This is a genomic window from Prosthecobacter sp. (assembly GCF_044373815.1).
Taxonomy (GTDB): Bacteria; Verrucomicrobiota; Verrucomicrobiia; order Verrucomicrobiales; family Verrucomicrobiaceae; genus Prosthecobacter.
This window is the reverse complement of sequence record NZ_JBIPNG010000174.1, coordinates 1-12,280: the sequence shown is the minus strand read 5'-3', so window position 1 is coordinate 12,280 and position 12,280 is coordinate 1. Positions and strand designations below refer to the sequence as shown.

Below are 12,280 nucleotides of genomic sequence, written 5' to 3'. Positions count from 1 at the left end.
ACAGCTCTCATCAAAGATCTGAAACAGCGCGGCATGCTCGATGACACCCTCATCGTCTGGGGCGGCGAATTTGGCCGCACCATCTACTCTCAGGGCACCCTCACCGCTACGAACTACGGCCGCGATCACCACCCGCGCTGCTACTCCCTCTTCATGGCCGGCGGCGGCATCAAGAAAGGCACCACCTACGGCGAAACCGACGACTACAGCTACAACATCGTCCGCGATCCCGTGCACGTGCATGATCTCAACGCCACCCTCATGCACCTCCTCGGCATCAATCATGAACGCCTCAACTACAAGTTCCAGGGCCTCGACATGCGCCTCACCGGCATCGCCGGGAATGTGGTGAAGGGTGTGCTGGCTTAGTTCAATTCGTCAACATACCACGATCCAGCACCCATTGGATTAACCACGGAATACACAGAAAACACGGAAAGCAGAGCAGGGTTCTGATTCCGTATATTCTGTGTATTCCGTGGTCAACTCTCCGTCCGCTTCTCACTGCCCCTTCCTCCCTCTCTGCCGTGCCCGAAACTCCGACGGCCCGCACCCTACCTGCCGCGCAAACATGCGGCTGAAGTAATGCCGGTTCGGAAACCCAAACTCCACGGCGATCTGCTCTATCGTCTTATCCGTGAGCGCCAGCGCCTCGCCTGCGAGACGCAGGCGCGTGCTCAGCACATACGCCGCCGGGGTCTGACCGGTGTGCTCCCGAAAAGCGCGGATGAATCGCTCCACGCTCATCCCCGCACGCTCCGCTAAAAAAGGATTCGTCAGCCTGCTGTGAGGCGCACGCGCAATGAGCGCCAGCACTTCAACAAGCCGCTCAGGCATCACCGGCGGCGCGTCTGTTTCCAAGGAGGCAAAAACCATGTGCAGCAGCGCAGCGCTCAAATGATGCAGCCGATGATCGCGCAATTCAGCAGGCGGCTCACGATGCGTCGCAATCATCTGGCTCAGCATCGCACTCAGCACATCATCCACCGCGATGACGATGGGAGCCGCAGAAACCGACACACCCGGTCTCGCAGTGGTGAAGTGCAGCCAGAAGTGGCTCGCCTTCACCGGGCCGCAGCAGTCAAAGACCGTGTCCGCTGGAATCAGCACCGCACACTTCGGCCCCAGCAGTATCTTGCGTCCCTCAAAAACGAGGTGGCAACCCGGCTTCGGATTGTAATAAAAACGCCAGAACGGCGAATCCACCCCTTGATGATTCCAATCCTCCAGCGCCGGCTGATAGCCGCTCTCATGAATCAAAAACGGTGTCCAGCCCGACTGCGCCACGCGCGCCAGATCCACGCCCCACGGCGTGGTGTAGTTCAGATATTTGCGGCGGATCGGCATGCGTTGTCTGGAATCAGATACGCCAAAGCAGGGTTCCTTCACCAGCTTTTCTCACTTCCAGCAGCAGAATAAGACACAAAACATCCATAAAGAGGCATAGGCGGCCGCCGTTTGTTCTGGCAGCATCCTTCCACTCATGCACCGGCTTCTCATTTTCCTCCTCGCCTTCCCCGCCCTGCTCCCGGCAGCCCCCGCGAAGGTGAAGTTCAACCGCGATGTGCGGCCCATCCTCTCGGACAAATGCTTCTTCTGCCACGGGCCCGATCCCAAGAAGCGCGAAGCCGATCTGCGACTCGATGAGCGCGATGCCGCCGTCGAGGCCAAAGCCTTCCTGCCCGGCAAAGCCGAGGTGAGCGAGCTGATCCAGCGCGTCCTCACCACCGATGCCGATGATCACATGCCACCGGCCAAGTCCAAGCTCGGCGATCTGACGCCCGCTGAAATCGCCATCTTGAAGCAATGGATCAACGAAGGCGCGGAGTATGAGGCTCACTGGGCCTTCATTTCCTTGAAGCCTGAATCCACCAAGGATCAGAGCATCGACAAGATCGCCACCGCCGGGCTGTCAGAGCTTGGCTTGAAACTGCAGCCGGAAGCCACACCCGAAACCCTCATTCGTCGTCTGAGCTTTGACCTCACCGGCCTGCCCCCATCACCCGAGGAAATCAGCGCCTTCGTCACCGAACACGAGTTCAATCCAGCATCAAGCATCCAGCATCTTGTCACTCGCCTTCTCGCTTCGCCCCACTATGGCGAGCGCATGGCGGTGGACTGGCTGGACGTGTCCCGCTACGCGGACAGCTACGGCTTTCAGGTGGACCGCGAACGCGACGTCTGGCCCTGGCGCGACTGGGTGGTGAAATCCTACAACGAGAACATGCCCTTCAACCAGTTCATCACCTGGCAGCTCGCAGGCGATCTCCTGCCCAACCCCACCGACGAACAGATCATCGCCACCGCATTCAACCGCCTCCACCAGCAGGAAAACGAAGGCGGCAGCGTCGAGGAAGAGTATCGCGTCGAATACATTGCCGACCGCGTGCAAACCGTCGCCACCGCCTTCCTCGGCCTTACCTTCGAATGCTCGCGCTGCCACGATCATAAGTACGATCCCATCAAGCAGAAGGATTATTACGGCCTCTTTTCCATGCTTCAAAACATAGACGAAGCCGGACTCTATTCCTTCTTCACCCCCTCCCCACCCACGCCCGCGCTCATGATGATGGACGCACCCGCCAAGGAAAAGATGGCGACGCTAAACGCAAAGGTGGCCGCGCTGGAAGCGAAGCTAAGTAACGTGGGCATTCCTGCCCCAACTCTGGAACTCCGCGACTGCATCCCCGCATCCCTCGAAGGCCAGACCGCCCATTTCACCTTCGACGAACTCAAAGGCAACAAACTCGCCGACTCCCTTCATCCCGCGCCACCGCCCGCTCCTCCGCAGCCAAAGGTCGTCGCAGACGCCAAGGACAAAACACCCGCCCAGAAAAAGAAAGACACCAAGGCTCCACCTCCGGGCCCCGAGGCGATCCTCAAAGGCGAAAACAAACTCGTCTCCGGCAAACTTGGCAGCGCGATCCAGTTCACTGGCGATGACTCGGTGGACACCCCACTGGGAAATTTCCAACGCCACGATCCCTTCAGCATCTCCCTCTGGCTGCAAACCCCAGATGAGAAGGACCGCGCCGTGGTGCTGCATCGCTCCCAGGCGTGGACAGATGCCGCCAGCCGTGGCTACGAACTCCTCATCGAAAACGGCCGCATCAAGTGGTCGCTGATTCACTTCTGGCCCGGCAATGCCATCTCCATCCGCACACAGGCCAAGGTGCCGCTGAATGAATGGACACAGGTCATTGTCACCAACGACGGCAGCAGCCGCGCCTCCGGTTTGAAGATCTTCATCAATGGCAAACTGGCCACCGTGGACATCATCAAAGACCACCTGACCAAGAACATCACCGGCGGTGGCCATGACAATATCAGCCTCGGCGAGCGCATGCGCGATCGCGGCTTCAAAAACGGCCTGGTGGATGACCTGCGCCTTTTCAATCGCGACCTCTCCCTGCCTTTTGATGCCAAGCTGGAACCGCTGCTCGCTGAACTCAAAGCCGCACGCGCAGAGGTCACCGCCTTTGCCGATGCGCAGAAGGAAATCATGGTCATGCAGGAACTGCCACAGCCCAAGAAGGCCTACGTCCTGACCCGTGGTGAGTATGACAAACGCGGAGACGAAGTCGGCCCTGCCACTCCCGCCTTCCTGCCCCCCTTCCCCAAAAACGCACCGAAGAACCGTCTCGGCTATGCGCAGTGGCTCACCGCGCCCGATCATCCCCTCACGGCCCGTGTCACCGTGAACCGCATCTGGCTCAGCCTCTTCGGACGCGGACTGGTGAAGACCACGGAAGACTTCGGCAGCCAGGGCGAGCGCCCCCTGCACCCGGAGCTGCTCAATTACCTCGCGATGAAATTCATTCAAAGCGGCTGGAATGTGAAGGAGCTGATTCAGGAGATCGTCACCAGCAAGGTCTACCTCCAGCGCAGCATCGCCGATGCCAAGACCATGGCCGACGATCCCGAGAACCAGTGGCTCGCGCGCGGCCCGCATTTCCGTCTGCCTGCCGAAATGATCCGCGACAACGCCTTGGCCGCTGCAGGCTTGCTCAAACTCACCATGGGCGGCGCACCTGTCTATCCCTATGAAATGACCGAAGCCTTCAAGCCCATGGGCCCCAGCGCAGGCGATGCCGTTTATCGCCGCAGCATCTACACCAACTGGCGCCGCACCAGCCCACCACCCGCCATGGTCGCCTTCGATGCCCCACGCCGCGCCGTCTGCATCTCCAAACGCGAACGCACCGACTCCCCACTCCAAGCCCTCATCCTCCTCAATGGCGTGCAGTACGTCGAAGCCGCCCGCGTCCTCGGCGAAAAGCTCCACCTCGAAACCAAAGGCGACCTCCCCAAGATGATCGAACTCGGCTTCCTCCGCTGCCTCAGCCGCAAACCCGATGCGAAGGAAATTCAGATCTGCACCCAGCTTTACCAAGAGCAGCTCTCCCATTTCAAAACGGTGCCCAAAGAAGCTGAAGAACTGCTCAAAACAGGCAACGCCAAACGTGATGCCGCCATCCCCCTTCCTGAAGCCGCCGCTGCTGCAGTCCTCGCGCAAGCGCTGCTCAACCACGATGCGTGCGTGGTGAAGCGGTGAGATTGCTTCCTCCAAACAGATTCTATAAACTGATCCGATGAAAGCCAATCTCGTTCCCGCAATTGAAAAACCCTGCCCGGTGAAATGGGAGTCCATGGTCGGCGATGAGAAGCGCCGCTACTGCGAACACTGCCAGCTTCATGTGCACAATCTGTCAGCAATGACCGCGAACGAGCGAAATGAGGTTCTAGCTCCCAGCCCAGAACGCAAATGCATCAGTTACCTGCATCGTGCGGATGCAAATGCACCCAAGGGAAAAGCACAACTAACGCTCCAATCTTTGTCCAGACTGCCCCACTGGCTGGCGGCGATTATTGCACTATTCATCACTTCCTGCGACGAATGCGGCCGGACCACGGGAGTAATTGTGAGGTCACCGTCCTCAAAAAAGGAAACACCGCCCCCCGCCGCACACACCGACACTGCTCCGTAATTCAAACCAGTGGCTCAAGCATGAATACAAACCTTTCCCAACTCACCCGCCGCACACTCCTCAACCGCTTTGGCATGGGCCTCGGCGGCATCGCTTTGAATGAGCTGCTCGCTCAGGGCTCCGAACCTGCCGACCACGGCGTTCTCGGCGGCACGCACTTTGCGCCGAAGGCCAAGCGCATCATCTACCTCTTCATGTCCGGTGGCCCATCGCACCTGGACCTGTTCGATTACAAGCCGCTGCTGAACAAACGAAACGGCGAGCAGCTTCCCGACTCCGTGCGCGGGGGCCAGCGACTCACCGGCATGTCGGGAAATCAGTCCTCCATCCCCATGGTCGGCTCTCCCTTCAAGTTCACCCAACACGGTCAGGCCGGCGGCTGGTTCAGCGAATTGCTCCCACACACCGCCAGCATCGCCGACGACATCTGCGTGGCACGCTCGATGTACACCGAGTCGATCAATCACGGCCCCGGCGTGACCTTTTTCCAAACCGGATCCCAAATCGCAGGACGTCCCAGCATTGGCTCATGGCTCAGCTACGGGCTTGGCGCGGAGAATGCCAACCTGCCTTCCTTCACCGTCCTCATCACCAAAGGCAAAGGCGGCCAACCCCTCGGCTCCCACCTTTGGGGCAGCGGCTTCCTGCCCACGAAGCATCAAGGCGTGCTCTTCCGTGCCGCCAAAGATCCCGTGCTCTACCTCGGCAATCCCGCAGGCGTGAGCGCCGACAGCCGCCGGCTCATGCTGGACCGCCTCAAGGAACTGCACGAGCACCAGTTTTCCGGAACCCCCGATGCCGAAATTCAGAACCGCATCGACCACTACGAGATGGCCTTCCGCATGCAGACCAGCATCCCCGAAGTCACCGACCTCAGCGATGAGCCGCAGCACATCCTCGAAAGCTACGGGCCGGATGTGAAAACACCCGGCACTTTTGCCGCGAACTGCCTGCAGGCGCGTCGTCTTGCGGAGAAAGGCGTGCGCTTCATCCAGCTCTACCATCAGGACTGGGACCACCACGGCGGACTGCCCGGTGCCCTGCCCAAGCTCTGCAAAGAAACCGACCAGCCCGCTGCCGCATTGGTAAAGGACCTCAAACAACGCGGCTTGCTGGATGACACCCTCGTCGTCTGGGGCGGAGAGTTTGGCCGCACGGCTTATTGCCAAGGGAAGATCAGCACCAACTTCGGCCGCGATCATCACCCGCGCTGCTTCAGCGCCTGGTTCGCCGGCGGCGGCATCAAGGCAGGCTCCGTCTACGGTGAGACCGACGACTTCGGCTACAACACTGTCAAAGACGGCCTGCACATCCACGACTTCCACGCCACCCTCATGTCCCTCCTCGGCATCGACCACGAACGCCTCACCTACAAATTCCAAGGTCGCCGCTACCGGCTCACGGACATAGCGGGCAAAGTCGTGAAGGGCCTTCTCGCCTGACACCCGATAGTCACGAATAAATGAGATATCGAATGCCCAGAGTGTTTGCCGCACGCTGATCGACGGGCAGGAGTGCCCATCGCACTTCCGGGCAGGTACGATAGACACTCTTGTCTGTCGATCAGCGCTCCCGCAGACTGCCATCGGGCACGAGTTCCTTCACAGCACTCGCCTCAGCGAAGCATCCCGTTTGCCCACAGGTCATACGCATGCCCAGAGTGTTTGCCACACGCTGACCGACGGGCAGGAGTGCCCATCGTACTTCCGGGCAGGACCACGGGCAGGACCACGGCCAGAACCGCCACCGAGACGGTTGCACTACGGGGAAACGCGTGTTCATTGCCCCTCCCCCAATGAGCCAAGCCAGAACCGCCAAGCAGCACCGCAAAACCGCCGAGACCGACATTGAGATCGAACTCAATGTCGACGGGTCCGGCAAAGCGCAGATCGACACCGGAGTGCCGTTCTTTGACCACATGCTGACGCTGTTCACCAAGCACGGCCTCTTCGATCTCAAGGTGAAATGTGTGGGCGACATCGAGGTGGACTACCACCACTCGGTCGAAGACACCGGCATCGTGCTCGGCAACTGCTTCCGCGAAGCCCTTGGCAACAAGGCGGGCATCGTCCGTTACGGCTTCTGGCTTCTCCCCATGGATGAAACCCTCGCCGAAGTCGCGCTCGACCTCAGTGGCCGTTCCTTCCTCAGCTATCACGCGCCTGAAGGCGTCGAGGCCATCGGCGGTGTGAACCGCTTCAGCTACCAGCTTGTGGAAGAATTCCTCCGCGCCTTCTCCTCCAGCCTGCTGGCGACGCTTCACGTCGAAATCCGCCGTGGTCGCGATGCGCACCACATGGCCGAAGCCATCTTCAAAGGTCTTGCCCGCGCACTGGATGCCGCCACCAAGCATGATCCGCGCGTCACCGGCATCCCAAGCACGAAGGACGTCCTGTGATGAGACTCGGAGTGCTTGATTACGGCGGCGGAAACCTCCGCAGCGTGCTGAATGCTTTTGATGCAATCGACGCCCATGCCAACCTCGTCACCAAGCCGGAAGACTTCGATGCCATCGATGTCCTCGTCTTCCCTGGCCAGGGTGCCTTTGGCGACTCCATCCGCATCCTCAAGGAAACCGGCCTCTGGGAGCCCCTGCAGGCCTGGCTGAAGGCGGAAAAGCCCTACCTCGGCATCTGCCTCGGCTACCAGCTCCTGTTTGAAAGCAGCGAAGAATCACCCGGCGTGGAAGGCCTGTGCGTGGCCAAAGGTCTGGTGCGCAAGTTCGCCCCCGACAGCGGCCTCAAGATCCCCCACATGGGCTGGAACGTCGCCCAATGGGCACCCGAGCAGTCTGCCGTGTGGGCCAGCCTGCCCAACCCTACATACGTCTATTTCGTGCACTCCTACTACCCGGACGTGCAGGACGAGTCCCTCGCCCTCTGCCGCACCGATTACGGCGTCAGCTTCATCAGCGGCATCGCCAAAAAGAATCTCGTGGCCGTGCAGTTCCACCCGGAAAAAAGCCAGGAGGCTGGACTCACGCTGCTGCGCAATGCGCTGAAGGTGCTGGAGCAGTAAGGCATTCGTTGGCCGCAAAAAGACGCAAGAATCCGCAAAAACAGATCTGATCTTGATCAGTTTTTTGTTCCTTTTTGTGACTCTTTGCGGCCAATCCGTTTCCCTGCTACGGTGCCGTCTTTGAATGCGCTGCAATGCCACGGATGAACTCCTGATCTTGCACAGACAATCGTGAAAACGGCACCTCAAAGGCCTGGCCATCCGCACGCTTGAAGCGGCCCGCATCCTTCGCGGGTGTGGTGAAGCTCTCCAGCGAGGCCTGCATCACGCGCCCGGAGGTGTCTTTCCAGTCACGCACTGGAGTAGGCAGCAAAGGAGCCGGAGCGGGTGCTGCGGCAGGCGCAGGTGCAGGAGCCGCCGCCACAACTGGCGCTGCAGACACCGGTGGCGCAGCTTTGACATGCCGATTGGTTGCCAGCACTGAGTTCACGGGATTCTGCAGAGTCAGGGGCGACTTCACGGTCATCAGAGGCTTGGAGGACGCTGCCACAAAAGGAGCCAGCAGATCTTTGCCCTCCGTGCCGAGCAGTTCCTGCTCCACGATCCAGTCTGTTCCCTGTTTGTTCCTTGGCGAGCCGGTGCGAGTCATGTCCATGGCACCCTCGTTGAAAGTGATGACGGCAATCCGCACGGGCAAGGGCGACATCTGGGACGCAACCGTCGCTGCCGCCAGCCAGGCCTCGGTTTGAATGACCTTGAGCGCGGCTTCAGGCAGGTCAGAACCGGCAGGCAGCGCAAGGAGGAAAGCCACCGTATCATCACGCAGGTGAATGTAGGCGGAGAAGCAGGGTTCTGGCAGCGCCATGCCACCGAGGGCCGGGTTGAGGGAAACCCGGTCATGCACAAATCCGGCATACTTCAGCGCCACCTGGTTTATCGAGTCATCATTGGCCGCCACTGCTCCGGCCTTGGTGGTGGGAAACCATTCGAGCAGCACTTCCAGTTTCCCCTGCGGAGCTTTCGTGGGCTTGGTGGCAGCAAGCGTGCTTTCTGGTGCGGCCTTTTGAGGTGCTGCATTGGCAGCCTTGCCCTCCGGCTCGTCCGTCTGGTCCAGCACCGGCAGCACTGCTCCAGCTGCGTGAGGTTCAAAGTAGGTCTCCAGTCTTTTCTTCGCATCGCTTCCGGAGTAGCGCCGCTCGATGCCCGCCTCCCAGTTTTCATCCGACTCCTTCGCCGCCTGAGTCGTTGCATCCGTCACAGGCCCTTCCACCACCTCGTCATACAGGAAAGCTCCGCGCACCCCCACCGCAATGCGCTTGGGCCGTGGTTTCAACTCGGCCGCTTGCAGGCTGGCCACCGTCCAGGCCATTCCGACCATGTACCGCTTCGCGTCTTCGGTGAATTTGCGCAGGTCGGGCACATGCACCATGAAGACGCACGAGTCCGGGTTGATCCGGCAGTAGCTCAAAAACTTGCCGTGGGAGAGGCTGATGGTGGGTTTCTTTTTTGTCTTCTGCACCCCCATCTCACGTCCCATCATGACCATCTCGGAAAAAGCCGCCGCCAGCTTTTCTGCATCCGGCGTGTTTCCATAGGCCGTCTTGCCCTTGTCCATGTCGATCAGATTATTCGCCTCCGTGAAGGCTGCACTCCCTGGAGAACTGCCCCCTGACTTCAGCTCGCTCAAGAGCTCATCCGTCGGCTTGTTGAAAGACTCCACCGTGACCATGCAGGCCATCAGAGCCATCAGCACGGCCCAGATCATCGGCGAAAGGAAAAACAACGTGTGGGACTTCTTGATCGTCACCTGTTGGTGCGTGGCCGGGTCGATGTAAGTCTTGATCACCGTCTTGCCGATCGTCCTGCCGTACAGCCAGATTCCCAGCACCACGCCCCAGGCGTTGGCAGGCTTCAGCATGCGCAGCATCCACTCCCAATGCGTGGCCGCGTAGCCGGCAGCCCACGCCATTCCCGTCAGCAGTGCGCCCAAGATGGCAAACACCAAGATCAATATTCCGTGGCCTTTCCAGATAAGCATGCTCCGGGGTTAGCATTCCCCGAGTTGCTTGGGAAGATCTTTTTGGCAAAAAAATCGACTACTACCTACACGGATTTTTTAACCGAAAAAAGAGACTCAATCCTCAACACGCCGATTTAGACGGTCGGCAGTGCCGCCTTCAAAATAGCCTCCTGCCGCTGCGCCATCTCTTTGGCTTCTTCGGGCTCGTGATCGTCCCACCCTGCGAGGTGCATGAGGCCATGCACAAGGTAGAGGGCGACTTCGTGATCGACGGTCTGGCCGTGCTCGGTGCCCTGGCGCAACGCGGTGTCGGCGCTGATGAGGATCTCACCGTGATGGAAGGTGATGACGTCCGTGGGGGTGGGATCGTCGAGGAAATCGGCGTGCACGCGGGCGATGTCGGCGTCATCGACGATGGTGATCTCAATCTCCTCCAGCGAAGCGAGCGGGGCGTCGGGTGACTTGAGGGCGGCGAGGCACCCGGGCAGCGCGGCTTTGCCGATGCGCCGCAGCCAGGGCAGCGGGATGGCGTGGGCTTTCTGCCGGTTGTAAATGCGGAGCTTCGGCAGCGGCATCAGGCGGCGGAGGCTGGGGGAGATTTGCGGCTGCGGGGCTTCTTGACGGGGGCCTCGGCAGCGGGACCGGGACTGGAAAAGGAGGCTTCGACGATTTTTGCCGAGGCTTCTGTTTCTTCATCGCCCACCAGCACGGGCCTGGCTTCATCCCGCACATGTGCCTGCTGTGATGAAGGCTTGGCTTCGATGGCCTTCTGATACTTGATGCGGCCATGCATCATGCTGAGCAGGGTTTTGGCAAAGCTGGCCTTGATCCTGGCCAGTTCGGCGATGGTGAGATCACATTCATCCAGCTGGCCGTCCATCATGCGCGCCTGCACGATGTCGTTGATCATGGTCTCAATGCGTGAGGCATTGGGTTTGTCCAGCGTGCGGGAGGCGCTCTCCACAGCGTCTGCCAGGGAGATGATGGCGGATTCCTTGAACTGCGGACGCGGGCCCGGATAGCGGAAGGTTTCCTCGCTCACCTGCGGCACGTCGTCTTCCTTGGCCTTGGACTGTTTCACCAGACGCTCCACCTCGGCTTTCTGATCCAGCGCCTGACGGTAGAAGAAATAGGCCAGAGAGTTGCCGTGATGCTGCTCGATGACGTCGATGATGCGCGAGTTGAGGTTGTGCTTGATGGCGAGATCGACGCCGTCTTTGACGTGCGCGATGATGACCAGCGCACTCATGCGCGGCGTGAGGTCCTCGTGCGGATTGGCCGAGGGGTCCATGTTCTCGATGAAGTACTCCGGCTTACTGAGCTTGCCGATGTCATGGAAGTAGGCGCACACGCGGCACATGCTGGCGCTGGCACCGATCTTCTCCGCAGCGGCTTCGGAGAGATTCGCCACGACGAGGCTGTGATGGTAGGTGCCGGGCGCCTCGATGCTGAGGCGGCGCATCAGCGGGTGGTTCAAATCTCCGAGTTCCAGCCAGGACACATCCGTGGTGACGCCGAAGACGCTTTCCATCACCGGCAGCAAGCCGCCCACGGCCATGCCGGTGACGATGCCGATGAGCAGCGGCAGGCCCACCATGCGGCCGATTCTTTCCTCCATAATGACGCCTGCGGCCTCATGCAGCAGAAGCGAATAAGCCATGGCCACCAGCCCGACATAGAGCCCTGCCATGAAGAGGCGGTTGCGACGGCGCACATGCTTGGTGAGGAGCACTCCGGTGAAGCCGAGCAGGGCCGAAGTGGCCATGTACGTGGGCGCAGAAATGGAAATGCAGACCAGCACCCCGAAAAGCGTGGCGTAAATGGCCCCAAACAGGCCGATGCGGCGGCCGAGAATCACCGACAGCACCACCGGACCAAACGCATGGGGCAGCACGATGGCCTTGAGCGTCTTGCCCCAGCTCTGGCTGAAGGACAGATCCAGCATGAGCACCACGAGGGCGAGGTGGGTGAAGATGGTGCCCAGCACGAGCAGGAGCACGCCGTTGTCACAGATATCATGCCGCAGCGCCACGCGCTCATGCACCACCATGGCAAAGCCAATGGCTGCGGCGTAAAGCATGTGCAGCCAGGTGACGGCGGGCAGTCCGGCCTCCACCTGCGTGCCGAGGCGCATCAGGACGCCGATGCCAACGAAAAACAAGACGTAGGCCCCGACCGTGCCCGCCGGATGCGTGCGCATCTCGTCAAGCAGATCCCCTTCCTGGTGCTTTCGGCGGGTTTTACCGCAGGAAAGCCCTTCGCGTTGCAAGCGGGCACGACGAATGGACTCGAACATGGATTAAAAAATAGGGGG

At 60.3% G+C, this 12,280-nt stretch carries 10 protein-coding genes; 6 read left to right on the top strand and 4 right to left on the bottom strand.

Annotation, left to right across the window (positions count from 1 at the left end):
* Window positions 1-369 (top strand): DUF1501 domain-containing protein (locus ACIREA_RS15250; RefSeq protein WP_397383144.1); only part of this gene is annotated, 369 nt, incomplete at its 5' end.
* 132 nt (window positions 370-501) lie between these two features.
* Here the strand turns inward: ACIREA_RS15250 and ACIREA_RS15245 are convergent.
* Complete coding sequence (locus tag ACIREA_RS15245) at window positions 502-1,347, bottom strand: helix-turn-helix domain-containing protein (RefSeq protein WP_397383143.1); 846 nt, start codon at window positions 1,345-1,347, stop codon at window positions 502-504.
* Window positions 1,348-1,483: 136 nt separating this feature from the next.
* Between ACIREA_RS15245 and ACIREA_RS15240 the strand changes: the two genes are divergently transcribed.
* The 5 genes from ACIREA_RS15240 to hisH all read left to right on the top strand — a co-directional run bounded on the left by ACIREA_RS15240 (window position 1,484) and on the right by hisH (window position 8,006).
* Window positions 1,484-4,555, top strand: a complete 3,072-nt coding sequence (locus ACIREA_RS15240; protein ID WP_397383142.1) for a DUF1553 domain-containing protein — start codon at window positions 1,484-1,486, stop codon at window positions 4,553-4,555.
* Between the two features lie 37 nt (window positions 4,556-4,592).
* Entirely contained in the window at window positions 4,593-4,988 is a 396-nt protein-coding gene (locus tag ACIREA_RS15235; protein WP_397383141.1) for a hypothetical protein, read from the top strand.
* A 20-nt stretch (window positions 4,989-5,008) separates the two neighbouring features.
* The gene (locus ACIREA_RS15230) at window positions 5,009-6,430 is read left to right on the top strand and encodes a DUF1501 domain-containing protein (protein WP_397383140.1); all 1,422 of its coding nucleotides are present in this window, start codon (window positions 5,009-5,011) and stop codon (window positions 6,428-6,430) included.
* A 353-nt stretch (window positions 6,431-6,783) separates the two neighbouring features.
* The gene (gene hisB, locus ACIREA_RS15225) at window positions 6,784-7,386 is read left to right on the top strand and encodes an imidazoleglycerol-phosphate dehydratase HisB (RefSeq protein ID WP_397383139.1); all 603 of its coding nucleotides are present in this window, start codon (window positions 6,784-6,786) and stop codon (window positions 7,384-7,386) included.
* Entirely contained in the window at window positions 7,386-8,006 is a 621-nt protein-coding gene (gene hisH / locus ACIREA_RS15220; RefSeq protein ID WP_397383138.1) for an imidazole glycerol phosphate synthase subunit HisH, read from the top strand. The genes hisB and hisH overlap by 1 nt, the downstream gene beginning before the upstream one ends.
* Window positions 8,007-8,112: 106 nt before the next feature.
* Here the strand turns inward: hisH and ACIREA_RS15215 are convergent, their stop codons facing one another.
* The 3 genes from ACIREA_RS15215 to ACIREA_RS15205 all read right to left on the bottom strand — a co-directional run bounded on the left by ACIREA_RS15215 (window position 8,113) and on the right by ACIREA_RS15205 (window position 12,262).
* Complete coding sequence (locus ACIREA_RS15215; protein WP_397383137.1) at window positions 8,113-9,984, bottom strand: hypothetical protein; 1,872 nt, start codon at window positions 9,982-9,984, stop codon at window positions 8,113-8,115.
* Between the two features lie 116 nt (window positions 9,985-10,100).
* Window positions 10,101-10,541, bottom strand: coding sequence for an rRNA maturation RNase YbeY (ybeY, locus tag ACIREA_RS15210; RefSeq protein ID WP_397383136.1), 441 nt, complete (start codon window positions 10,539-10,541; stop codon window positions 10,101-10,103).
* On the bottom strand, window positions 10,541-12,262 hold the full coding sequence (locus tag ACIREA_RS15205) for an HD family phosphohydrolase (protein ID WP_397383135.1): 1,722 nt from the start codon (window positions 12,260-12,262) through the stop codon (window positions 10,541-10,543). The genes ybeY and ACIREA_RS15205 overlap by 1 nt, the downstream gene beginning before the upstream one ends.
* Window positions 12,263-12,280 lie beyond the last annotated feature (18 nt).

What these genes read in the sequence shown, in the direction of transcription:
- ACIREA_RS15245 (WP_397383143.1), bottom strand. Translation starts at nt 1,347, where the DNA reads ATGCCGATCCGCCGCAAATATCTGAACTACACCACGCCGTGGGGCGTG.
- ACIREA_RS15240 (WP_397383142.1), top strand. Translation starts at nt 1,484, where the DNA reads ATGCACCGGCTTCTCATTTTCCTCCTCGCCTTCCCCGCCCTGCTCCCG.
- ACIREA_RS15235 (WP_397383141.1), top strand. Translation starts at nt 4,593, where the DNA reads ATGAAAGCCAATCTCGTTCCCGCAATTGAAAAACCCTGCCCGGTGAAA.
- ACIREA_RS15230 (WP_397383140.1), top strand. Translation starts at nt 5,009, where the DNA reads ATGAATACAAACCTTTCCCAACTCACCCGCCGCACACTCCTCAACCGC.
- hisB (WP_397383139.1), top strand. Translation starts at nt 6,784, where the DNA reads ATGAGCCAAGCCAGAACCGCCAAGCAGCACCGCAAAACCGCCGAGACC.
- hisH (WP_397383138.1), top strand. Translation starts at nt 7,386, where the DNA reads ATGAGACTCGGAGTGCTTGATTACGGCGGCGGAAACCTCCGCAGCGTG.
- ACIREA_RS15215 (WP_397383137.1), bottom strand. Translation starts at nt 9,984, where the DNA reads ATGCTTATCTGGAAAGGCCACGGAATATTGATCTTGGTGTTTGCCATC.
- ybeY (WP_397383136.1), bottom strand. Translation starts at nt 10,541, where the DNA reads ATGCCGCTGCCGAAGCTCCGCATTTACAACCGGCAGAAAGCCCACGCC.
- ACIREA_RS15205 (WP_397383135.1), bottom strand. Translation starts at nt 12,262, where the DNA reads ATGTTCGAGTCCATTCGTCGTGCCCGCTTGCAACGCGAAGGGCTTTCC.